The following is a 23,729-nucleotide window of genomic DNA, read 5'->3' as shown; positions in this document are numbered from 1 at the left end:
CATATGGAAACTTTGCTTCATGCACAAAATTTTTGAGTCGTTCCGTTTATTCTTGCTTTACGATAGTATTTCTTATTGATGTCGCTTGCGTCGTCTTTACTGCACCCGTAACAAAATAGCGGCAAACAAACAGAACTACGTTCAAAAATAATCTCTGTATCCTCCATACCCGTATATAAAAATCAGTTTTTGTTACTATAAAATTACTTATACCAATGGTTATAAAGAATACGTGTTTTTCGGTATTTTTTACGCTAACGGTGCTGTTCGTTTCAGCGTCCCCAAACGAAACCCGAATATTAGCATAAAAATATTTGGCTCCGTTGAAGAGGAAATATTACAAAGCGAAATACGACCAAATACAACACCGTCATCTAACCTCAGAAGAGTTAGCGTCTTTTGAAGATTTTAAAACCCTCTCAGTTCTGTTACTAATTTTCTTTAGAGGCCCTAGGGGGAATTGAAAAAGTGACAAATAAAAATATGCACAAAGAATTTTAATCAGCCGCTTTCTTTTCTGTTTTTGTGTGTATGTAATTGTAAAAATCCTGAAAAGTTATTAATGATAAAAAATCACCGTGTTGCACTTTAAAATGAAAATTGCTTTCAATGACCACTAAAAGGTCAATATAATCAAGGCTGTCAAGATCGAGCACTTCTTTAAAGCGGGCATTGGGGTGAATCAAGGACAGATCCGCCTCAAACTCTTCGACTAAAAATGAATTAGTTTTTTCAATAATTTTTATCATCTCCATAGTTACCGATTTTTTACAATCAAAATAGGGGCGTTGGCTTAATAGTATTTTTTATTCAGATACTGCACTTCTTTATCTGGCTGATTCCAGTTGTTGCAATGGGCAATAAATTGGGTTGCATAATAACGGGAAAATATACAATACCGATGGTATCAACGGTGCATTTTTGTCGGGAGTAGCTGATAAAACAGCTGTGGCTGTATAAATCATAATGATGCCTGGTTTTTGTTATTTACAATTGCCTTTTCAGCCGGAGTTGGCTTTCGTACCCAATTATTACAATATGGTTTAAAAACATTTTTTTTCAAGAACTCTGTGATTGAGATTTTTCGATCCATATAATCAGCCAGCGCTCTGAATGCTTTTTTGTTTTCTTTTTTTAAAACCAATAAAGCAGCATTAGAACCAGCTTTTACAGCAATGGGGATTCCTCCGCCCAACTCGGCCCAATGTCCGCCGAGCAGTACATTTTTTACGGGTGTTTGATAATGTGCTATCTTGTTCTTGATGTTTAACCGTCCGGGTTTAGCGCCCATCATGGTGCCATTTTTGTTCCCGGTGTATCGCCAATGAGTGATGGGTGTGGCCACTTCATAAAATAAAATATGGGAGCGTAGTCCTGGTGCTATTACATCCTCCACGTGTTGTAGTATTGCTTCAGCAATTTCAGTTTTTAGCCGCTGGTATGCTTCTGTACGAACGTGATTGCCTCTTACATCCGTTGTAGTACGCCAGTACTCATTGTCATTCATATATGCCGGTACATAAATAGTAAGTGTTCCCTTTCCGTTTGGTGCGAGTGACGGATCTCTTACGGAAGGTGCGATAATAGATATCTCCGATAGAAAGGGCGTGGCTTTAGTGGAAACAATGTTTTTACTATTTTGAGAGGAGAGGTGCAACAGCTCTTCGCTGAATCCCAGGTGATCCGGGGCGCAGTCCAAGCCTATTGATATGGTGATGGAGCTACTGTAAAGCTCTGCCTGTGTAAGTTTATTTCGAAATATCGAAGAAATCGTATCGGGAGGTAACATTTTATTATATAGAGTTTCCACATCGATCGCTCCAATAACATATTTAGTATTGATGAGATATTTACATCCTTTGTGAATAAATCTCACGCTTTTTGCCAGCTCGTTTTCTACTATAATCTCTTGCACCGTCGAGTTAAAAAAAATATTGTTTTTATAATACATAACAATATGCTTCAGCCATTCCGGTATTACCTGTCCTCCTCCTTCCGGCGGGCTTTGAAAATCTTTGTAGTAGGCCCATCCTATTGGTGTGAGACAACCTACTAATTCTGTATCTGCTGCAAAGACGTCCTGTAATTTTTTTTGTTTAAAAAATTTATTCAATCCTCTTTGTAGTCCATTTGGCCCGGAAAATCGCAAATAGGGGATAAAAGCTATCCCGAAGCGTGCGAAAGCCATGGTTTTTTTTAGCTTTTCCCAATAACTCATGCTTTCTTCTGTTCTGAATACGCGATAGTATTTGTTAAATGCTGCCCCTATTTTTTTAGCTGCTTTAAAAAAGCGCTCAATACCTTCCCGATCTTCCGGGAATTCACTGATCCACTGCTGCTTTAACTCGTCCGGATTATACGTTAATAAGTAATTATGATTCGCCCCAATATATCTTCTTACTTTTTTTTGAGTCGTTGCTTTAGGATAATCGCTTCCAAGGATTGAAAATAACATATCCACGACGCCACCGGTGGCGCATTGGTTTAACCAATGAATAGCCGTATCAAAACGGAATCCTTTCCTGCAAAATCCAGCCAGATAACCACCGGCATGTGGCTCTTTTTCCAATACACAAACCGAAAGTCCCGCTTTACTGAGCAATGACGCGGCTGTAAGGCCACCAACGCCCGCACCAATTACAACTACATCATAATTTGATTTGGAGGATATATGCATTTTTTACACTCCTGTTATTTTGATTACGTAACCACTCTCCGAAAAAAAGCTAACTAATTCAGGTACGCTACCTTGATGCTATCTATTGTGAATAAAAGATTGTTTCTTGATATATCTTCCTTTGCTTGTTTTGGTCATTTTCTAAGACCATTTGCTGGATAAATTTGCAGTCTGCACCGTCTGCTGTTTCTCGTTTCAATATATATGCCGGGCTCTTCTCCACAGGGATTCATTTGAAATTGTTAATCTATGTAGCTAGCCATTTCTACTCGTCAAGATCCTTTAGTGGTTTATAAACTCTCAACAGACACTGCTTATTAAGCCCTTGGATTGCCTTAATGTAAAATGCCAGGTACCCTTTTTTGCGTAGCAGAAGAAAAAAACCTATCTAATTTCTTCTTATTGGCTGATACAAGTTTTTTCAATGCACCAGGATTTACTGGTGTAGCTGAAGCTTTTGTTTCCTTTCCATCACTATTCCTATCAATTACTGTCAACTCTTTCGCATCTTTGATCACTATAGTCCATATATCTTTGTCTGTCCATTGCAGGCGAATATCCATTTGATTGTCGCGGTCACAACTGCTACGCGGAATTTTGGAAGGGATTTCTTCATTTATCTGGATCAAATGTAGTATTAGTGTTTTGAAATTCTAAAACTAAAGAGAAATAAATATACATTTAAAATACGTCAGATGCATTCTAATGCCGTTTATCATCTGGTTTATACTGGGATCGGAAGTACCGAATATCTGGAGCCCTCAGTATTTTAAACATTTAATTAGCTCAAGGTCAAAAGCTTACTTAAGTAATAGAACTTGTTTTCCCGGGTTTTATTGATTCGGGTTTTCATTACCTGTTTTTGGGGTAAACAGTTCAAATGGAATACCGGCACGGGTGCATTGTTGCTGGATAAAACGCTTGGTATTGTTTACTGAGCCCTTTACAGTCTTTAGCATATTAGTGAATGGTGCAGACGGGATTGCGGCAGGTTCACTAGGCACAACGGGTTCCAGGAACGCGATTGCCTGTTGCTGTAAAGCACTTAGCAATAGCTCCCGGTTTTTTTTTTATCCAGCCGGATCACCCCGTCAAGGAGAAAACACTGATATTATCCCAGATACCTCTGACCGTATTCGGCGGGCCATGTACATGTCTCAAATAAAAAGCAGCTACATTTTAAAATGCAGCTGCTTAATTTTCTGCTCTCCTTATTGAACAATTATCTAACCAAATTATCGGAGATTTGCTGAATTTCTGCGACCTGTCAGAATAATACTATATATGAAAAATGGTGGCTGAGATTTCTTTTTTGTGCCACTGGCAGTGTTCATACGTTCCGGGCTGCTACTGATTTTGTCCCACTTGAAAGAGAACACACAACATCATTAACCGTTTTGAATTTATAAAAAGGAACCGGATTACTGAAATCATCACTCTTTTAACAGTTCTCTTATCGCCACTACCGGAATGGCATCTTTAACTACCATCTGCTGATGCCCTGTTGCTGCTCCGGAAGACGGGCTTCCCAGCGGAATAGTAGAAGAGACCATCCCCACCATGTTTCCAAATTGATCAAGAATAGGCCCTCCGCTGGACCCAACACCATAATCGGCCGTGATTTCCATCCTTAAGGGCGGTTTGCCGGCAGGGTTATATCCCGCTGCAGCCTGTTGTGCCGGTACAATGATATTTCTTGCCACCATACCACGACTGAAATAGTAAAAAAACCCAACCGGATTGGACAGGCAATACACCGTAGTTCCCACCGGCGCAGGCCCTCCAAAAGGTATCGGTATCATTTTTTTTCCGTTGGTCTGCACTTTAAATAAAGCCACATCATTATTCTGTGAATACGCCAGTATCTTGTCAATGAAGTAGATGTTCTTATCTGCTGTTAAAACAAAATAAACGCTATCGTTTGTTGCTCCTTTCACAAGCAGTTCCTTTAAAACATGATAATTGGTAGCACATACTCCGTCTTCCGTAACTGCAAAAGCGGTGCCCGTAAGATCAAAGTCCACACCTGCACCCGGCTTGCGCTTCAGCAACTTTCCCAATATAAATACGCTATTGCGTCTGGAAGAAAAAATGGATGCTCCATCCAATTGTTTGCTTCGTTGCTTTACTGGGATAATGGCGGCAACCGGCCTTTCTTCTTTTATTAGCACAGCGCTGTCCCGTATTTCTTCTGCGACCCTGGCAGTTTGTGCTTTCTGAAAGACCGGCAGCTGCAATACCTCACTGAAATATTTTTGATAATCCATGTAAAGATCCGTAGTATTAGGCTGTGCCAACAACTGCCCCGTTGACAAAACAATCATTACCGTTAGTAGTGCTGCGAATAATTTCATTTCTATTACTGTTTTTTGCCCTGAGGCAACTCCATCAATTTTTTTAAGCCCTGGTAGTTTTGGATGAATGCAGCAACTCCAGAATACCTTCATTTTTAATAATCAGCATTCCCTGCCGGTCCTCTGTAATTCCCTGCTGCAACCGGTAAGTGTAATGGGGACGTATGCCATCCATGATCGTTGGCATGTATACAAATTGAATGTTTGCAAGATCTCTTAACGCTTCACCTACTTCTATGATATGCGTAGATACCACGAACAGGCATTGCCGGTAATCAGAAAACCCTTCCGTTACCGCCAATGTGCCGTCATAAGCATCTTTTACATTGGTTCCCTTAAACAATTCATCAAACATCAGAAGCAGTCGTTTACCACCGGCGGCCGCTATTGCGGCCTGCTTTACCCGCACGACTTCAGCATAAAAATGACTGTACCCCAACCCTATATTGTCGGCTACATTAATGGATGAGTAAATACCTTCCCGGATAGAGAATTTCATACTATCGGCAGCGACAGGAAAGCCCATGTGCGCCAGGTAGAGATTAATACCAATAGCTTTCATCAAGGTGGATTTTCCTGCCATATTAGCTCCGGTCAAAAACAACACGTTGCTTTCACTCAACATGCTTAAGTTGTTGCCTACGGCTTTTTCCAGACAGGGATGAGAAAGCTCCGCAGCCTCCAGGACATTCATTACCGCCGGGAGTGCTGTTGCATAACCAAACCCCCTGGCTGATGCTACTTCATTCACGGCAATGTAAACGTCCGTCTCATAAATAAAAGACAGGATATCTGCTATCTCTTTATGCAGCCTGTTTTTTAACAGATGATCATAGTATGCCAATGTTTTTAACGGGATAGACTGATAAATATCAATATTGTACAATTGGTGCACACTTTTATCGTCCAGCACTTCCCGTATCGCTTTCAGGCGCCCGGCATAAGGCGATGCAGCTGCCTCAAGGGTGTTTACAAGAAGACGGCATTTGCCCAGCGTGATAATTGTTGCCTGCAATCCCTGCACAATTTTCCGGTACCGTTCATCTCTTGTCACTGCTGAAAGACATTTTTTGAGCACTATTCCCGCTAATGCAACCACCGTATTTTTAGGAGCACCGGAATCCAGGTACTCCCGCATCTGCGCTACTTTTTTTACGTCAAACGGAAAAGCAATATTCACCTTCCTGAAAAACTGAAAAATACTGCTGCGCTTATTAATAGCAGCTTCATCACTCAACAATTCGCGAAACATTCTATCAAGCAGCTGTTCACCTCCACGTGTCCGGGTAAGGTTGAACAGATGATACACCGACCCCTGCCGGAATTTGCCCAGCAGGTTCAGTTCTTCCAATGTCTGTTTATCTATTTCAAAAGGCATTATTGTTGTTTTTAACTGCTTTCCCTGTTTTTTTATTCCTCTTTTTTCCCATTCTTTAGCAGATCAAGTATTCCTTCATTACGTATAATGACCATTCCGTGCCGGTCGTCCGTAATTCCCTGTTCCAGTTTATAAGTATATTCCGGTGTATAACCGTTCATACGGGTAGGCAGGTAAAGGAAATCTATATTCTTTTTTGTTTCCAGCGCCGGCCCGGCTTCAACAATATGGGAGGAAACAATGAAGAGACTATTATTTCTCGTCGCAAAGCCATTGATCACCGCCACCGTAGCCTCAAGGGCATCCTTTACATTTGTACCCCGGAACAACTCATCAAACAAAATGAAGAATGATTTTCCACTGCTTAACTCCGTGGCCATTTTCTTAACCCTTAATACTTCTGCATAAAAATGACTGGCACCTATACCCAGGTTATCCGGGAGATTGACAGTTGTATAAATGCCATCCAGTACTGAAAATTCCATTGCCTCTGCGGCTACAGGAAAGCCCATATGTGCCAGGTACAACGCCGTACTTAAAGAACGCAGGAATGTCGATTTCCCGGCCATGTTGGCACCGGTTAAAAAAATCACATTGCGGCTGACGTTCATGATAATATTATTGCCCACCGGTGCCTTCAGAGACGGATGATAAACGCCTTCCAGCCTTAACTCGCACACACCCTTATCCAATGCCCTGGGGAAAACAAATTTTCTTTCACTTGCCGCACCGGCCACCGAAATACATACATCCAGGTAATAAATATGCTTCAACAGTTCTTCAACCCGTGCCCGCTCAGTCAGCCGGAATAGAGCATCATAAGCCGTTACAGCTCCATAAGATAATTTTTCCCGGTCGGGGGATTTCAATACCGGTTCAAAAACAGGATCAGACAGGAGCCCCTCCATTTTTTCCCGCTCCTCTGTATAAGGTCCGATCGCTCTGACGTCATCACGGTCAATAAAGGCCCTTGTCTGCCGGATCAGCCCGATCACCGCGTTGACACCATTTTGCAACTCCTTCTCCCCCAAAGTGCCCTCTGTATTTTTAGTCGCATCAGGCGCTCCATGAGCCAGGTATTTTTCTGCCATATCAAAAAGCGACACATTAAAAGGAAAGGCGATCCCCGAAGCGGCGAGCTTTTCTATAATCCCGCTGCGCCGGTTAATGGCTTCCTTATCGGACAACGGGTTGCGAAACAATTGTTCCAGCAATGCTTCTCCTCCCCGCGTATGAGAGCGGTTATAGATATCATAGATGCCACTCCCATCATGTTTGCCAAACATGCCCAGGTCTTTCATCGTTTGTTCATCAGTGCGTAATATCATTGAATCAATTAATCATTACTTAAAAAACATCCTATCGCCTTTCCGTTCTCCGGAAAAAAGGCTACTTCCTTTTCCGCCTTACCAACAAAACTATTGCCGCTAGCAGCACCAGGGCCGGCAACAGCCATACAAATACTATGCGTTGCGCAGCTGCACCGGCTGCATTGATCCTCAGGAAGAGATCCCTCGGTGCTATTCTTGTAAAAGACACGGGAAATTCGTGGTGGTCCATCCAGCTGTAAACAGAAAAAGGACCTGCACCTCTCTGATTACCGGCAAAATCAGCATCCCCATACAGCGCGATCCGTTGTTCATTATTTCCGGTTTGTCGTGTTAGCAAAACAGCAGCATCGAAGGATTTTTGTTTCAGATCTCCCGCCGCGGGATCCGGTGGAGGGAGTGTGGAATCAATAATTAAATTGCCGGCTTTGAGCCATACCCGGTCCGGAACGGTCTTCAGTAAAGGCGTAACAGTAAAAGGCCCATCCTTCATCCGGTCAATAGCCGCAACGCCTATTAATAAAACTTTCGCCGAGTCACTCTCCCCTATCTTTTCCGTTGCCGCACTGCTTTTTGCGATCCGGGATGCATCATTAACAAGCTTGTTTTGGCCAGCCAGGGTCTCGTAAGGTATTATTTTATCAGGTGTTTCATCGTAGGTCGGCTCTACCAATTGCCCCTGCATTAACCGGACGCCCAGTTGCTGAAGAATGGGGTTGAGCACCTGCTGTTTACCCGGTTCCGCAAATAACAGCAGATTACCACCTGCACTGATGTACTGCTTCAGTTTTTCCTGAGTGAAAGTACTTAACGCTATTTTGGGATCAGCAAGTGCCAGCAATGTAATAGTATCCGGGATATCCTGTGTTGTCAGGTTCAATGTATCTACATCATACCCGATGTTGACCAATGCCGCCCGGCCCAATCTGGAAGCAGTATGAAGTGCATATTCCCTTTCTCCTTTTTTGTAAATGCTGCGTTCCAGCTGTCCGCTCACAAAATAGACCTTGGGTATCTTTTCCGGTTCGAGCAGCCGTTTAAATGCCGCCGAAACATTGGTCAGATCCGGCCAGAAAAAAGGATCATTAAACGTGCGTAAAAATTCAGTACGTCCCTTATATTTCAACTGCATTACCAGCCGGAACCCTTCCGGCCTCAGATCGACTACCCGGCGCATCTTCTCCGGAGACCGAAAAAAAGACAGATCATAATCAAACAGCTCCGCATTTTCACCGGCTATATATTTAAGATCTTTTCCCGGATAAGCCTTGTACAAGGTACTGTCAGTGGCTTTCGCATCATTATCATAATAATACCTGTAGCTGAACTTTATCTCCGGTTTAAACCGGAGATAAGGTTCCCACATTTCCGTCAGATAACCGGCATTTCGCGACTCAGGCAAGCCCGCGGTTACCGTATTATCCAACAGATTAGTGTAAAGGGTCACCTCCAGCGTACTGTCGCCCATATTTTTGATGAGCTGTTGCACCTCTTTGGGGATCGTATTCCGTTTGGTCGCCGTTGTATCCCAATATCCGGTCAACAGCGGCCGCGAACTGATATAACCCAGAATGAGAGTCACCGCCATAACGGCACAATACCGCCCAACCCTTATGTACCACGGCTTCACTTCCCTGGACGCTCTTAGTTTTATTAATGTGAACGCAACAAACATTCCCGAGACCATAAGAAAATACACAACATCTTTGCTTACGATTAGCCCTCCGAGCATTTTCAGCGTCCGGTTTTGCAGGGAAAGAAACCAGGTCAGGTCCCTTACAACATCATACCGTTGCCAAAGCCCTCCGATACGGCTGAGTGCAAAAATTACAATGAAGGTACCAAGCGCGGAGATGATCTGGTACGTGCTCAGGGCCGACATAAAAAGACCAATAGCAGCATATGCACACACCAACAAATAAAAGCCTAAAGCAGCAGACAAAAGCATTCCGTAATCGACATGCCGGATATCAAGCATTCCCGCAATCATAAAAATGAACAAAATAGCTACCAATAGCAAATTGTACAGTACAATACCAAGGTATTTTCCCAATACCACCTGGCGAAGGGGGACAGGTGAAGAATATAGCAATTTAGCCGATCCGCTGCTCTGCTCCCGGCTGATGAGCCCCATGGTAAGCACAGGGATGAACAAATACAAATTACTGATGACATTTTGAAAGACCTCCATGAACAATCTTATGGTCAGCGGTGGTGCTTTAAAACCTTCAAAGCCCGGGCTGTTCTTTAACATGATATCCTGCGAATTGGCAACATCATATAAAGGGCTTGTATATAAGACTGCGCATTCTATCAAAAAAACGAGTATAACAAACCATGCAATGGGTGAATAAAACAGATAGCGCAGCTCATTTTTTGCTATTTTAAACAGGATTCTCATCAGAATTATACATTTTATTTTTGGATCATCAGAAACGGTACCCGGGTGATTTCAGCTCACTTTCACTTGCGGATCTATTTCCTTTTTCTTCTCACCAGTAGTATGGTGCCTGCTATCAGCAACATTCCCGGCAGCGCCCATATGTAAATAATCTTCTGCATTGCTGCACCGGCGGGTTTTCTTAAAACCAAATTGTCTTTAGCATAGGGCAGGGGTGTATAAACAGGAAACCGGTTATAGTTCAGCCAGCTGTAAAGCGAACGTATCAGATCCCCGTTCAGCCGGAGGTTACTAGCAGCGTCCGCATCCCCGTAAACGGCAATACGCTGCTCTTTATTTTGCTTTTGCCGGGTTAACAGCAGCGCAACAGGATACGATCCTTGTTTCGTATCTCCCCGCTGCGGATCAAATACCGGCGCAACAGAATCTGTGATCAGTTTACCGGCTGCCAACCATGCTTTATCCGGCATGGTTCCAAGTAAAGGCCTTGAGTAGAAATCACTGTTTTTTTCATGAGCAACCCCGGTAATACCCTGCAATTTCACTACGGTACTGTCATGAATATCGTGCGCAATCAGATGCCGCCATAAAAGAAACCAGTATTCTTCTGCCAGATCGAAATAGGCCCGCTCCATATACGCATCTACCTTATCTGGTGTTTCATCTGGCCCGGGCTGCACCAGTTGACCGGGCATTAACTGTACACCCAGTTCTTTTAACAGCGGATTTAATACATATTGTTTACCGGGCTCACCCAATACCAGCATATTCCTGCCGTTGTTAATGTAGGTTTTGAGTTTGTTAAACACAACAGGATCTAAATCCTTTTTTGGATCCGCCAGTACAATGGTTGTAATATCATCGGTTATATTGCCGGTCACCAGGTTGAGAGTATCCACATCAAACCCCAGGTTTATCAATGCGTTCTGCTTTATTATCGGCAATGCCCTTCTTGCGAGAGCATGGTTATCATATTCGCGCTCACCTTTTTTATAAATATTGCGTTCCAGTTCACCGCTTATAAAAGCCACCTTCGGTATTTTACTGCCGGTCAATCGCTTTAACGCCGCGATCAGGTTGGGTTCTATCGATCCCTCTTCAAACATTATTCCGGGAGCTGTGGGCAGGAAAGAAAGAAAAGTGCTCCGCCCTTTGTATTTTAATTGCATCGCCAGGCGATAGTCCACTGCTGAAAGATCCGTTTGCTTACGCATTTCTTCGGGAGATTTAAACATTCCCGGATCCACCTGCAGCTGTTTTGCCACCAATCCGGATATCTGTTTCAGCGTTTTTCCCGGAAATTTCTTATACAAAAAACTATCCTCCGGCAATGCATTATAGTAGTATTCATATTTAAACCGTATATCCGGTTTAAAACGTACATAATGTTCCCATTTGTCTAAATAAATATTGCGCGACTCCGGCAGCCCGCTTTTTACATCAGGATCCAACAGGTTGGTGTAAAGGGTCACTTCAAGTGTACTATCCCCCAACTCTTTTAAGGCGCTCTGCGTCCGGGGGTGAATCGTATTTGCCTTTGTTGCCGTCAGATCCCAATAGCCCATAAACCGAGGCCGGGACGCAGTGTAGCCTATCAGCAGACCGGCCACAACAACAACCAGATAACGGCTTGCTTTAACATACCAGGGACGGGCTCCTCTTCCCGCGCTGAGCTTCAACAGCGTAAATCCTACAAACATGAAAATGATCACCAGGTAATACATCACATCCTTACTCCGTATCAGCCCTTTTAACATCCATTCGATACGGTTGTTTATGGACAGAAACCAGGTAAGGTCTCTTACCAGTTCATACTGCTGCCACAACATTCCTATTCTGGAGAGAATAAAAAGCACGGTAAAGCTGGCGATCGCTGCTACAACCTGATGCGTTGTAAGACTTGACATAAAAAACCCGATTGCCGTTAAGGCACACAGCAGCAGGTAGTATCCTGAAAGAGCAGCAAGCAATGGAGGATAATCCAGGGACCGGATGTCGGAAAAACCTGAGATGACAAAGATCCCTATAATCAGTATAAAAAGGAGGTTAAAAACCATCAGGGCAAGGTATTTGCCCCATACAATCTGCCATAAGGTAACCGGGGCAGCATATAGTAATTTGATGGTACCATTGTTCACTTCCCGGTTGATGATCCCCATCGTAAGCAACGGAATAAAAAGATAAATATGAGGCAGGATGCCGAAAAAGAAACTTTGAAATACTGCTACTGTCATCGACACCGTACCTGCCTCTGTCCATTTGGGCATATTATTCAGCATAAAAAAAGCCTGCTTGGCCGAGGGATACATAATTGCGGTATAAAAAAAGCCGCACATGACCAGGAAGGTAATAGCCAGGAACCATGCCACCGGTGAAAAAACCAGGTTGCGGAGTTCATTTTTTGCTATGTTAACGATCAGTTTCATTTGAAATATAATGTCGATCCGATTTTAGGAATAAAGAAAACGATTACAGATATGCCTGCTATGTCTTACAGCGATGCCTGACCGGATAGCTGTTTAAAGACCTCATCCAGCAACCCTTTATCTATGCTGATCTCTTTCAGCCGCCAGCCGCCAGCCACCGAAGCCGTTATCAACGCTTCGGTAACTTCTTCCTGCAGGCCGTCAAAATGTACTTTTATTTGCTTATCGGTTACAAACTCTATTTGTGTTACTCCTGGTATTTTCAACACTTCTTCACGGGGTGGCATATGCTCCAGGCGCATCAGTATTGCCTTTTCCTGTACATAATTATTGAATGCATCCATACTGTCGGCAAATACAATACGCCCGGCCTCTATCATAATAATATCCCGGCAAAGAATGCTGATCTCAGAAAGAATATGCGACGACAACAGCACCGTATGTTCCCGGGCGATCTCCTTTATCAGTTTCCGCGCCTCTATCAACTGGTTAGGATCGAGCCCGTTCGTTGGTTCGTCCATTACCACCAGCTTCGGTTTGTGGATGATCGCCTGTGCAATTCCCACCCGTTGGCGGTATCCCCCCGAAAGATTTTTGATCAGTCTGGAACTAAAATGCGCAATACCGCATCGCTCTTTTACTTCTTCAACTGCCGGCCGGATCTTGTTCTTCTCCATTAAACGGAGTTGCGCGCTATAGGTCAGATATTCATCAATAGTAAGGTCGGTATACAATGGTGGTGTCTGGGGTAAAAAACCAATTTCCTTTTTGGCATTTTCCGGCTCTTTTCTCAGGTCAATATCATTGATATAGACCTCACCTTCCGTTTGATTCAACACTCCGCAAATAATATTCATCGTGGTAGACTTACCGGCACCATTGGATCCCAGCAGGCCGATAATCCCGGTATCTTCGATAGTAATATCAATATCTCTTATCGCCCATGTACTGGTATACTTATGGGCGAGGTTGTTGGTCCTTAAAATACTCATTGAAATAACTTTTATGTTTAGGCAGCGTTTTACATTACGAGGCTGTGGTATTTCGACGGTCTGTCCGTTCCTGCGGCAGCGCAGGCAATACCGGCAAAAAACACTGGAGAACCATTCTTATATCAACGGAACCGGGAGCAGGGTTCTTGTTACTCCATTGATTCAACGAAAAAAAGTGGTTCAATCCAGTAACGTTATTGTTCATTACATCAAACACCCGCCATTGTGCCCATTTTATATGACGGACAGATGCAGGTACATACCCTAATTCCCATTTGGAATGAACACGTTTCATATCCAGCCGGAAAGTATCAGGAGCAACGCCCCATCTTCCTTTAAGGGTTGAATCCGTTTCCATAACCCCCACGTATAAAGGCTGCGGCAGCTGGAAACCAAAAAGCGACAATATACCCTTCTTTATAATCACGGAATCGAAAGGGATGTTTTTAATAGTAGCCGTTACGGAGTCAGGCAGGTTCGCAGTTAAGTCGCCTGGTGCTGCATTTACCTTGACCTTCTTTTCGTCCGGACTATCAAAAGAGCCACTATATACGCCGTTATTATTTTTAAGATGAATTACAATTCTTAATTTTTGCTCTTTCAGGATCAGTGTCCCCAACCAGGTTCCGGAGATATCTTTTTGCTGCGCCTTCCCCGCCATAGTACAACAAGCCGTTGCAACGATTCCAAGAATCCATTGTAGTTTCATATGTATTGTTTTATCATTTTTTAATCATTCACAGGGCAAACAATATCACACACTGTTAAGATGCCCGTCTCTTACAGCTGAGCCATTGAATTCCTGTCATAGCTGTTACAGCGGTTTTAATCGCTCCGATGGCAAGAAGTATTGAAATGAAACTGACCGGTTTTTAAGATAATGCTGTATCAGCAATACATCCGGTCCTTTTTTTGTACTATGCTCTATTCTATATAAATCATCCAGAAAAGCTTTTGTACTACCGTTATTAAAAAATAGATTGTTAAAAACAAAAAAAACCAATAAGAGCACTAAACCAGTTACCTGCTCTTTGATAAATTGTATGGCATTGGCAAGGTGGTTCTTAACAGTGTGTGGCGAGATATTCAGCTGTTCGGCAATTTCATTTCTCGACATTCCTTCTTTACGGCTCAGGTGGTAGACTGTTTTCTGTTTCTCCGGCAATCGCATATATATCTTATGAATAAGCTGCGCGTTCTCCTTTTTCAGCAGTTGTTCCTCACCACTGGTTCCATATTCCTGATCGGTACTTTTTATCAAATGATAAATTCTGTTTTTAGAGTTCTCCCTCTTTACATACTGACAGGCCAGGTTAACAGCCACTTTGTACAGCCAGCCGCCAATATTATCAGGAACGACTTCATTACGCTTTTCCCACAATCTCAAAAAGGTTTCCTGCACCACATCCTCTGCGGCCTGATGCTGCCGGGTAATATTCAGCACCTTATTGTACAATACAGGAGAGAAATGTTTAACAGCCCTGTTAAACCCGGATTCACTCACCCAAAAAGCGCTTACGTCCTCTTTGGATCTTTGAATATAATTGAAGGTTATAGTTTCCTCTGCATCTTCCATAATTGATACTCTTAATAATACCTGCTTTGATATAAGTATATTTTTAATCGGAGAACTGAAAGCCCAGCTCTTTTAGCATTGTCCTGACGACCTGAAACTTTTTAAGTACGGCAGGATAATTGGCATATGTCGTATTAAAAGCTGTGGAAGTATAATAGAAAGCGGCTTCGAGGTAAGACGTCAAATCATCTTTCTGGCTAGGGGTGTAAACTATTTCTCCAATTTTATACCAAAAAATAAACCCCAGGTCTTCAGGGACTTTCGATCCATCGGGGAACCAGAATGTAAAGTTCTGTTCATAAGTATTATTTTCAGGTGACAATTCCATAGAAATTTTATAGAAACCATTATCTAATTTTGCTGAAGATGATATTCGTAATTTTTTTGTACTGACGGCTGCTAAAATACCTGCAAGATACTTTTTCCGATCCTGTGCATCCAACGTATCGGGATTTATGGATCGTATTACCAGTGTGTTAAATCCGCAATAGGCATTTAAAGGAAATATCAGGTCATCCCTACCCCAGAGCCTGTATTTCAACGAATCCACCAGTAAAATACTGGGTACAAATACACTATTTGGCAGAACAGAAATAAGACCTGATTGTATGATATTCAGCATTGGCAATACTGACTGCCTGCTATTTAACAGCCTATACCAGATATTATTATCAAAGCCCCCTGGTGAATAATTTACAGCAAGTTTAATATAAGCATACACAGGAATATCTGACGTATTGTTGACCTGTTTTCGCTCCAGTGTATCATTATAAAATACAGGGATACCCGTTGCTGTATAAAACTGATAAATACCATGATCTACCGGGTCCGATGGGTTATCGTGGACCACTAAGTAATTGACATCTTTATTACTGGGAACGATGCCCTTCTCTTTTTTACAGGCCACCATTAGTAGCAACAATGAGCCAATAAAAAAATAAACCCTAGACATAAGAATATCTTTATATGATTTAAAATTGTTTCTCCCTGCCGGACTTTATTGATGCAATTCCCTCACGGGTCTCCGCTCATTTATGAGGCTCCCCTGATTAAATTCTATCTCCTCCTGATGAATGGGAAGCACATAGGCGGCCTGATCCTGTGCATAAGGCCTTAGTTCATAATATCCCTGCATATAACGTTCTCCGGAATTATAGGCATAGGAATTATGTCTGATCGTTTTACTAAAGGGAAATTTACTGTTCACCGCATAACGCCGAAGGTCAAACCAGCGATGCGCTTCAAAACAAAGTTCCCTTCTGCGTTCATCCCTGATAAAATTCACCAGCGCCGCGCCTGTTAAAGAAATAACAGAGAGGTCCTCAGGTTTAAACCGCTTTTTTCTGAGTTCCTGGAGTACAGTGGTGGCTTCTGCGTCCCGACCCAATACGGCCAACGCTTCCGCCTTATTGAGGTATATTTCAGGCAACCGGATGAGAAACAGATCGGAAACATCATAAGGAGGGTTAGCGTCCACCTTAGCATATACATAAACGCCGGCATCCGTACGTTTTAGAAAAATGTCCCTGCGCAGATCTTTTGTTTCAAATTTATTCATCAATTCATCCGAAACCTTGTACGTATCCGTGGTATAGGTCGCGCTAAAAAGATCATACCAGCTATACTGGGCATTAACGCCTACATTAAAAATAATTTCCGGTGATGAAAGTTTTAAAAAATGAGTCACATTATCGAAGGCATTTAGATCACTGACCTGATAGTTTTTGCGAATCACTTTATCAGCATAAGCAGCGGCATTCTCCCAGTCTTCCAAATAAAGATATACACGGCTTAACAATGCTTGTGCCGCCGCCTGGTTAGCACGAACCACGGAATTTTCGTTAAACTCTTTTAACTCATTTTCCGCTTGCAGCAAATCATTAATGATCTGTTTGTACACTTCCTCTACAGTAGCTCGTGTAAAAAATTTATCCTCTATATCCGGATTCAGTTTTAATGGAATACCGTAGTCGGTGCCGGCAGTAGCAATATTATACGGTTTGCCATACACATTCACCAGCATAAAATAATAATAGGCCCTTAGAAAGCGCGCTTCACCATCAACCCGGCGCAGGATACTGTCTGGTTCTCCTTTCTCCTGCATTAAAGGCACGTTAAAAATAATGGTGTTGATGCGAGATATTTTCATATATAATATAGCAAATACCGTATTCTGATAGTATCCCAAGGTCCCGTCGCTGGCTATGTAGGGATTGGGTTGCCAATTATAAAACCCTTCCGAATAGGAAACATCCGGATTACCGTTCGGTAAAGTAACAGGAGGGCTTTCTTCCACATCGTCATCCATAACAAATAAACTCTTAGTATCGCCAATCCAATTACTATATGCATCGCCCACAAGTATTTCATCAAGATCGTTTGCAGTTGTTACAAAAGATTGGCTTTGAGAATAAGCAGACAGAAACTTTTTACAGGAGTTCGCAGCAACTAACACTCCGGATAACAATACCGCAATTATTACATTCGGTACCACCGCTTTTATCGACTTGATATTGATACGCATAGTTATTATCTATTAAAAGCTAACATTCACATTAAAAGAATAAACGGGTCTTATGGAAAGATTAATTCCTGGTGATGTACCAGATTGCGAAGGATCCTGTCCGCGCAATGCCTTATTAGCCAGGGTAAAGAGATTGGTACCGGCCAGGCTGACACGGGCCGCTTTTATACGAAGCTGACTGCAAAGCGCCGCGCTAAAATTATAGCTGAGATCGATTGATTGCAGCTTCAGGTAATTACCACTTACCACGCGAATGTCTGCATCATCATACATCTGGTAATAGTCTGTTGCAAATTGTACCGGTAGCCCCATTCCCTGCCACCAGGCCTGGGTGATTGTGTTGATGGTCTGAATACCGGGAATAGTTGTATACTTTTCGTCACCGGGATACCGCCAGCGGTCAACAAATTCTTTTCGAAGATTCTGCTGGGATGTAGGTGCGTAAGTGCTATAGTCACCCGAAGCGATGCGCAATAATCGTATCTTATTGCCAAGACTATAAGAAAGCATAAAATTAAACGACCAGTTTTTGTATCCAAAGTAGTTCCCGATTCCTCCCTGGATCACCGGCTCTCGTTTACCAACTTCTACCATTACTTCCTTAAACACTTCTTCTTTTTTCATTCCCCAGTATTTTTCATACAAGGCTTCTTTATTTTCCGGCTCTGCCCCGTAAAACACCGGTTGCCCCGTATTATGATCCAGTCCCCTGAACCGGTAAGCATAAAAAGTATTTACGGCTTTTCCATTTACGGGTATTGTCCCATTCAAAAAATCCCGATAGTTGATGCCGTTTACATCCACCAGCACATTGCCATTGCTTCCGGTGCGGTTAAGCAGTTTATTAAACACCTGACCCAATTGTGGATCGATCCGCCATACTAGACCCCCTTTATTTCCGCCAGACCCTATATTATCGATCGGGGTAAAATTCAATGCAAGTTCTACTCCTTTGTTTTCCAACGTTCCAGCGTTTATTATATATTGGTTTACTCCATTAATCAATGAAACGCTTTTTGTCAAAAATGCATTACTGGTCTTTTTATAGAAATAGGCAACAGAACCCCGTAGTCTGTTATTAAACAGGGAAAAATCCAGCCCCGCATTGTAAGAGTTTGTTTTTTCCCATTGCAGTCCGGGATTGGGAAAGGCAACAACCGTAGATCCAAAGGCTCCATAATAACTGTCCATTGGCCCTTTTTGAATAATTGTATACGGTGTCTGATTGGGCAGCATATTGCCCTGGCTTCCCCAGGAGAAGCGAAGAGATGCCAGATTGACCCATTTACTGTTTTTGAGAATATCCCGGTCCATGTTCCAACGCCCGGAAATGCCCCAGGTAGGCAGGAACCGTTCATTGCTCCTTGTACCAAAAGCATTGGAAAAATCGGAACGCAGGGTACCGCTCAGGATATAGCGATCATTGAAAATATAACTGGCTGTTAAATAAGCAGAAATTAAATTGGTAAGGTCTTCCGTTATCTTTGCCTGGCCGTTCTCTCTCAACCATTGCGCATATCCGGGATAAACGGCCAGGTCTATATCAGCAAAACTATACCCTCTGTCCGGATAATATCCTCTCCGGATCTGGGCCATACCACTGTTGGAGGTAGAAGACATTTCACCACCCAATGTGGCATTGATTTGGTGTCTTTGCCCCCTGTCAATAAAACTACTGTAGTTGGCTTGTGTCCGTATATTATACTGCTTTTGCTGGTTTGTCTGCTGGCGCAGCTCTCCCCCAAAGGGAAGTCGATCCCTTTCTGTAGATCCAGGATCAACTCGATTGCGATGGACCCAGTTTGTCTTTTCATCAAACCAGGCACGTTGTTCCGTATTCCCTGCCTGATACGACAAAACAACGTTCAGCTGCAACCCGGGTATCAGCTGATAGTTCAGGTCCGCAATGGCCAGATAGGTGTTTCCGTCCAGGGTCTGTCCGGAATGATTCATTTCATTTAATACATTGAACGAGGGAAAGGCAGATGCCACATCACCCATTGGCCTGTAATAATACAGACTTCCGTCCGGATTGTATAACGGTATCGCGCGACTGGTACTGTACGCATAATTTAAAATATTCAATTCATCCGGAATGTATTTCCGACTATTCCTGTTGGCCATAATGGAGAACTGTGCCTTGAAGTTTTTATAATTCACGTCGAATTTTACCTGCCCGGTATACCGTTTGTTAAACTCACCTTTGATCACCCCTTTTTCATCGGTATAACTTACCGAGGCATAGTAACGGGATACCTGCGTACCTCCGGAAATACCCAGGTTGTGGTTGGTAGCAAACACATCATTGGTGATCGCTTTAAACCAATCCGTATTCATGGTCTCCGCGGCGATCAGCCTGTTTTGATAGGTATCATAATCAATACTGCCGTTATAATAATCAATTATCGTTTTCTCATAACCCTCCAGCGTTCCCCAGAGGGGTATCTGCTTTTCAATAAACTCCCGGGACACATCGACACGTTCTTTCGAATTCATCATATACACTTCTTTATCGGTATACCGTGGCCGGCGTGTATAAGTGCCACTCACCTGGTAGTTGATCACCGGAGGGCCCGACTTTCCCCGTTTGGTGGTAATCACGATCACCCCGTTGGCAGCCCTTACCCCGTATAATGCTGTGGCTGCCGCATCTTTAAGTACATCAATCTGTTCGATATCGTTTGGATTGATCCCGGAAATAGCATTACCCACCAGGTTTACAAAATCCAGGTTATTGATCTTATCTGCTGAAACAGGGACCGGGTCTGTTTGTACGATCCCGTCTACCACCCACAATGGTTCCTGGGTTCCCAGTAAAGTGGATGTACCCCTGACACGCAATTTTGGCGCGGCTCCCGGTTGCCCGGAATTCTGCATAAAGATCATACCCGGAACACGCCCCTCCAGCATTTTATCTACCGTGGTCAGCCCGGGCTGGTAGATGGAATCCATTTTTAATGAGGTAACAGCGCCTGTAAGATGTTTCTGTTCTATTTTCTGATACCCGGTGGAAATAACCACATTATCCAGACTGCCCTCCTGAGGCTCCAGCTTTATCGTCAGCGTTTTCCTGTTGTTCAGCGGCAGCTCTTCCGTTTTATAGCCGATATGGCTGACGATCAGTGTGACTTTTCCATAAATACCTTCAAATTCAAAGTTGCCTTCCAGGTCGGTGGAAGTTCCATAAAGCGTCCCCTTTGCAATAATACTTACATCACTGAGCGGCGTTCCCTGCGGGTCGGTCACCTTCCCTTTTAGTGCAATAATCTCCGGTTCTTTTGAAACCGGCATTGGCTCATTGTTTCTGGTTTCAATAACAATGTATTGGTTATCCTGGATATGATACGACAGGCGTTGATTTTTCATACACTGATCCAGCACGGATTGCAATGATACATTGTGCACATTGATCGTAACTTTCCTGGCACTGTCCAATTGCGATTTTGTGTAGACAAAGCTATAGCCTGTCTGCCGTTCCACTTCCAGGAACACTTTCAACAAGGGTTCATTCTTCAGCTTCAGCGTCACCGTCTGTGCGCTCAGTTGTATGCCCATAAAAAGGGCAACAGATAATACAATTACCTTCATAATAGTAGCCCGGTGTTCTGTTTTAGTTTTATAAACTTAGTACGGCAAATATGCCGGCACAGTCATTGCGCTGCCCTCTATTAAGGCGTAACGACAATTTTATTGCCATCAATCTTAAAATGAACCAGCCCCGTCAGTTCCAGCAACTTCAGCACTTTTGATACTGGGACATTTTTCGGAATGGTTGCGTTAAAATATTCATCCGTTTTATTCCCTCTATAAGTCACGTCAACATCATACCAGCGGGCCAGTTGCCGCATAATGCTTGCTATATCCGCATTTTCAAAACGGAATACGCCTTCCTTCCATGCGATTACCTCCCCGGTATTTACCGCCCTGTTCCATCGAATGGAGTTCCCGGTTACCAATGCCTGCTGACCGGGCGCCAGCAGTTGTATTTTACTTCCAGCCGTTACCTTTACCGCACCCTCCAATAAGGTGGTTGCAACACCTGGCTCATCAGTATAGGCGTTTACATTAAAATGCGTACCCAATACTTCAACAGAAGAGGTTCCGTTCACATCAACCACAAAAGGTTTGGCAGCATCTTTTGCCACTTCGAAGTAAACTTCTCCCGTAATGGTCACATTTCGTTGTTTATCCAGAAATGCCGTAGGGTAGGTAATTGAGGATGTTGCATTCAGCCAGACCTTTGTTCCATCCGGCAGTTGCATCTGGTATTGCCCCCCCCTGGGTGTTGTTAATGTATGATATTCCGCTACTGTGCTCTTCCCTTCATAATGGAGTAAGCCACTGTCGTTATTCACCTCCTGTCCATTGTTTGCAGCAATCGTTCCCTGTGTGCTGTCTAAAAAAATCTCTTTGCCATTGGCTAGTTTTAAAACCGCCCTGCTGGTACCGGGAGCAATATCTTTCCCGGACACCACCTGGCTTGTTTTTCCGGGAGCATTAAAAAAATAGATACCCGCTCCACCCGCCAGAAAAAATAACATAAAAACAGCAGCTATCCGCCACCATTTCATTTTGTACGTGCGTGGCACAACGGCAGTATTCCGTATATTCTTTAATACGTATACTTCAATTGCTGTGCCCAGCTGTCCATCGCGTTCCTCCTCATAAGCCCCGGCATTCCATTCGTCCATCATAGCAGTCTCCAGTATAGCACGATAGCGCTCTTCTTCCAGCAAATCAAAGAATTCCTGTTTTGCCGTACCGGAAATAGTTCCTGAAATGTACAGCTCCAATAATTGCTCAAAATGCCTTCGCTTCATATATTACCAGAAATAAATTTCCTGCCTTTATATTTAAAGACGCAGGTTAAAGATAAGTGGGTAGCTCTACGGTCTATTTTTTCAGAAATTAATCGAAATACAGGACCGACCACATTAACAGCAAGGATACCACGTTATTTTTTGAGAATACCGGGTGTGCCCTTAAAAAATTAAGCGCTTTTACAATGTGGTCTTTCACACCATTGCGTGAAATATTTAATTTATCCGCAATTTCATCATAAGTCAGCCCTTCTAATCTATTCATTTCAAACACCTTCTTACGGGTCGGAGGCAGTTGATCGATTACTTTCAACAGTTGATGCTGTAGCTCCTTATACTGCAACTGCTCATCAGGAAGCAGCAATTCGGTTGGCAAATCCAGGGAAGGATTAACAAACCCCCGGCCTTTTTTCCGCAATTCAGAAATAATACAATTACGTGATACAATGAACAAATAATTGGAAAATTTTTCAATCTCTGGCAGTTTTTTTCTGGCGGCCCATATTTTCAGAAACACATCCTGTGTGACCTCCCGGGCAATTTCAGGCTCTTTTAAATACGTAAGCGCCTGGGTATAAACCTTGTTCCAGAAAAGACGAAGCAGTTTGGTAAAAGCAACTTCATCATTCTGGTAGATTAATCCCAGCCATTCTTTTATCAGCCCATCTTCGGAGCCATGTATCGGATCATTTGCCAAGACCGTAAATTAATAAATTTATATATATTGGCAACGAGGCCGTTGATTCTCTCGTGAAAATAGATTTGACTCAAAAAGCCTTAATCCATTAACCATCACACTGTCAAATAATCCCGGTGAGAAAGCATTAGTTGGTCAGGGCAAAACAAATAACGAGTATTGTATTAATAGAACAAAGTCCGGAAAGACTGATTTCGAAAAGAGATTTAGTTAGACATACCAGCTCCAATTCAGTCATTTTTTTAAGAAAAATACCCCTGTTTCGCCGGCTGACTATCGTTATTTGTTCGTAACGATTGGCAGGTGAACTGCAGTTTTTTACATCCCCGGAGGCGCAGCGCTGTTTTAGTTTTACTGCACCTTCAAATTTCAATATATGTCAGTAAACAAATTAAAAATAGTTGCCGGAATTGCGATTCCCGACAGTAAATATGACCCCGGGTTGCTGTATGCCAGCGCTGTGTTGCACGATCTGGGCCTGGTGCCGCATTACAGCAGCTAGGATCTTCGGCTTGAAATGGACGGGGCCACTGCGGCCAGAGATTTCTTGAAAAAT

General features: G+C 43.1%; 17 protein-coding genes. 1 reads left to right on the top strand and 16 read right to left on the bottom strand.

Annotated features, from left to right (window positions below; all coding sequences use genetic code 11):
* Positions 1-497: 497 nt before the first annotated feature.
* The 16 genes from K7B07_RS10845 to K7B07_RS10770 form a co-directional block, all read right to left on the bottom strand.
* A complete protein-coding gene (locus tag K7B07_RS10845) occupies positions 498-755 on the bottom strand; it encodes an acyl carrier protein (protein WP_223709552.1) in 258 nt (85 codons plus the stop codon).
* A gap of 206 nt (positions 756-961) precedes the next feature.
* Positions 962-2,677 (bottom strand): phytoene desaturase family protein, encoded by a 1,716-nt coding sequence (locus K7B07_RS10840; protein ID WP_223709551.1) that lies wholly within the window; start codon positions 2,675-2,677, stop codon positions 962-964.
* A 335-nt stretch (positions 2,678-3,012) separates the two neighbouring features.
* Positions 3,013-3,306 carry a hypothetical protein gene (locus K7B07_RS10835; protein ID WP_223709549.1) on the bottom strand — a complete coding sequence of 98 codons (294 nt, stop codon included), beginning with the start codon at positions 3,304-3,306 and terminating at the stop codon, positions 3,013-3,015.
* An 804-nt stretch (positions 3,307-4,110) separates the two neighbouring features.
* Positions 4,111-5,031, bottom strand: coding sequence for a S1 family peptidase (locus K7B07_RS10830; RefSeq protein ID WP_223709548.1), 921 nt, complete (start codon positions 5,029-5,031; stop codon positions 4,111-4,113).
* A gap of 43 nt (positions 5,032-5,074) precedes the next feature.
* Complete coding sequence (locus K7B07_RS10825) at positions 5,075-6,409, bottom strand: MutS-related protein (protein ID WP_223709546.1); 1,335 nt, start codon at positions 6,407-6,409, stop codon at positions 5,075-5,077.
* Between the two features lie 32 nt (positions 6,410-6,441).
* Positions 6,442-7,737 (bottom strand): MutS-related protein, encoded by a 1,296-nt coding sequence (locus tag K7B07_RS10820; protein ID WP_223709544.1) that lies wholly within the window; start codon positions 7,735-7,737, stop codon positions 6,442-6,444.
* A gap of 61 nt (positions 7,738-7,798) precedes the next feature.
* Positions 7,799-10,138 (bottom strand): Gldg family protein, encoded by a 2,340-nt coding sequence (locus K7B07_RS10815; RefSeq protein ID WP_223709542.1) that lies wholly within the window; start codon positions 10,136-10,138, stop codon positions 7,799-7,801.
* Positions 10,139-10,212: 74 nt separating this feature from the next.
* Positions 10,213-12,564: an ABC transporter permease subunit gene (locus K7B07_RS10810; protein ID WP_223709540.1), complete on the bottom strand. Its 2,352-nt coding sequence runs from the start codon at positions 12,562-12,564 to the stop codon at positions 10,213-10,215.
* Positions 12,565-12,629: 65 nt separating this feature from the next.
* The gene (locus K7B07_RS10805) at positions 12,630-13,556 is read right to left on the bottom strand and encodes an ABC transporter ATP-binding protein (RefSeq protein WP_223709539.1); all 927 of its coding nucleotides are present in this window, start codon (positions 13,554-13,556) and stop codon (positions 12,630-12,632) included.
* Positions 13,557-13,590: 34 nt separating this feature from the next.
* Complete coding sequence (locus K7B07_RS10800) at positions 13,591-14,265, bottom strand: hypothetical protein (RefSeq protein ID WP_223709537.1); 675 nt, start codon at positions 14,263-14,265, stop codon at positions 13,591-13,593.
* A gap of 105 nt (positions 14,266-14,370) precedes the next feature.
* Positions 14,371-15,132 (bottom strand): RNA polymerase sigma factor, encoded by a 762-nt coding sequence (locus tag K7B07_RS10795; protein ID WP_223709536.1) that lies wholly within the window; start codon positions 15,130-15,132, stop codon positions 14,371-14,373.
* Between the two features lie 43 nt (positions 15,133-15,175).
* Entirely contained in the window at positions 15,176-16,084 is a 909-nt protein-coding gene (locus K7B07_RS10790) for a hypothetical protein (RefSeq protein WP_223709534.1), read from the bottom strand.
* Between the two features lie 45 nt (positions 16,085-16,129).
* On the bottom strand, positions 16,130-17,656 hold the full coding sequence (locus K7B07_RS10785; RefSeq protein ID WP_223709532.1) for a RagB/SusD family nutrient uptake outer membrane protein: 1,527 nt from the start codon (positions 17,654-17,656) through the stop codon (positions 16,130-16,132).
* Positions 17,657-17,668: 12 nt separating this feature from the next.
* Entirely contained in the window at positions 17,669-21,244 is a 3,576-nt protein-coding gene (locus K7B07_RS10780; RefSeq protein WP_223709531.1) for a SusC/RagA family TonB-linked outer membrane protein, read from the bottom strand.
* A gap of 80 nt (positions 21,245-21,324) precedes the next feature.
* Positions 21,325-22,476: a FecR family protein gene (locus tag K7B07_RS10775; RefSeq protein ID WP_223709529.1), complete on the bottom strand. Its 1,152-nt coding sequence runs from the start codon at positions 22,474-22,476 to the stop codon at positions 21,325-21,327.
* An 88-nt stretch (positions 22,477-22,564) separates the two neighbouring features.
* Positions 22,565-23,173 (bottom strand): RNA polymerase sigma factor, encoded by a 609-nt coding sequence (locus K7B07_RS10770; RefSeq protein ID WP_223709528.1) that lies wholly within the window; start codon positions 23,171-23,173, stop codon positions 22,565-22,567.
* 376 nt (positions 23,174-23,549) lie between these two features.
* On the opposite strand from K7B07_RS10770, the gene K7B07_RS27620 reads away from it, so the two are divergent.
* Positions 23,550-23,675: a hypothetical protein gene (locus K7B07_RS27620; protein WP_262903502.1), complete on the top strand. Its 126-nt coding sequence runs from the start codon at positions 23,550-23,552 to the stop codon at positions 23,673-23,675.
* Positions 23,676-23,729: the final 54 nt, after the last annotated feature.

The sequence above is a fragment of the Niabella beijingensis genome (assembly GCF_020034665.1).
In the GTDB taxonomy this organism is placed as follows: domain Bacteria; phylum Bacteroidota; class Bacteroidia; order Chitinophagales; family Chitinophagaceae; genus Niabella; species Niabella beijingensis.
The sequence above is the reverse complement of the archived record's forward strand: the minus strand, read 5'-3'. Positions and strand labels throughout refer to the sequence as shown.

Bases quoted from the DNA above. Each gene is read 5' to 3' on its own strand.
- K7B07_RS10795 (WP_223709536.1), bottom strand. From the start codon at position 15,132: ATGGAAGATGCAGAGGAAACTATAACCTTCAATTATATTCAAAGATCC.
- K7B07_RS10820 (WP_223709544.1), bottom strand. From the start codon at position 7,737: ATGATATTACGCACTGATGAACAAACGATGAAAGACCTGGGCATGTTT.
- K7B07_RS10800 (WP_223709537.1), bottom strand. From the start codon at position 14,265: ATGAAACTACAATGGATTCTTGGAATCGTTGCAACGGCTTGTTGTACT.
- K7B07_RS10805 (WP_223709539.1), bottom strand. From the start codon at position 13,556: ATGAGTATTTTAAGGACCAACAACCTCGCCCATAAGTATACCAGTACA.
- K7B07_RS10780 (WP_223709531.1), bottom strand. From the start codon at position 21,244: ATGAAGGTAATTGTATTATCTGTTGCCCTTTTTATGGGCATACAACTG.
- K7B07_RS10845 (WP_223709552.1), bottom strand. From the start codon at position 755: ATGGAGATGATAAAAATTATTGAAAAAACTAATTCATTTTTAGTCGAA.
- K7B07_RS27620 (WP_262903502.1), top strand. From the start codon at position 23,550: ATGTCAGTAAACAAATTAAAAATAGTTGCCGGAATTGCGATTCCCGAC.
- K7B07_RS10775 (WP_223709529.1), bottom strand. From the start codon at position 22,476: ATGAAGCGAAGGCATTTTGAGCAATTATTGGAGCTGTACATTTCAGGA.
- K7B07_RS10785 (WP_223709532.1), bottom strand. From the start codon at position 17,656: ATGCGTATCAATATCAAGTCGATAAAAGCGGTGGTACCGAATGTAATA.
- K7B07_RS10810 (WP_223709540.1), bottom strand. From the start codon at position 12,564: ATGAAACTGATCGTTAACATAGCAAAAAATGAACTCCGCAACCTGGTT.
- K7B07_RS10840 (WP_223709551.1), bottom strand. From the start codon at position 2,677: ATGCATATATCCTCCAAATCAAATTATGATGTAGTTGTAATTGGTGCG.
- K7B07_RS10825 (WP_223709546.1), bottom strand. From the start codon at position 6,409: ATGCCTTTTGAAATAGATAAACAGACATTGGAAGAACTGAACCTGCTG.
- K7B07_RS10830 (WP_223709548.1), bottom strand. From the start codon at position 5,031: ATGAAATTATTCGCAGCACTACTAACGGTAATGATTGTTTTGTCAACG.
- K7B07_RS10790 (WP_223709534.1), bottom strand. From the start codon at position 16,084: ATGTCTAGGGTTTATTTTTTTATTGGCTCATTGTTGCTACTAATGGTG.
- K7B07_RS10815 (WP_223709542.1), bottom strand. From the start codon at position 10,138: ATGAGAATCCTGTTTAAAATAGCAAAAAATGAGCTGCGCTATCTGTTT.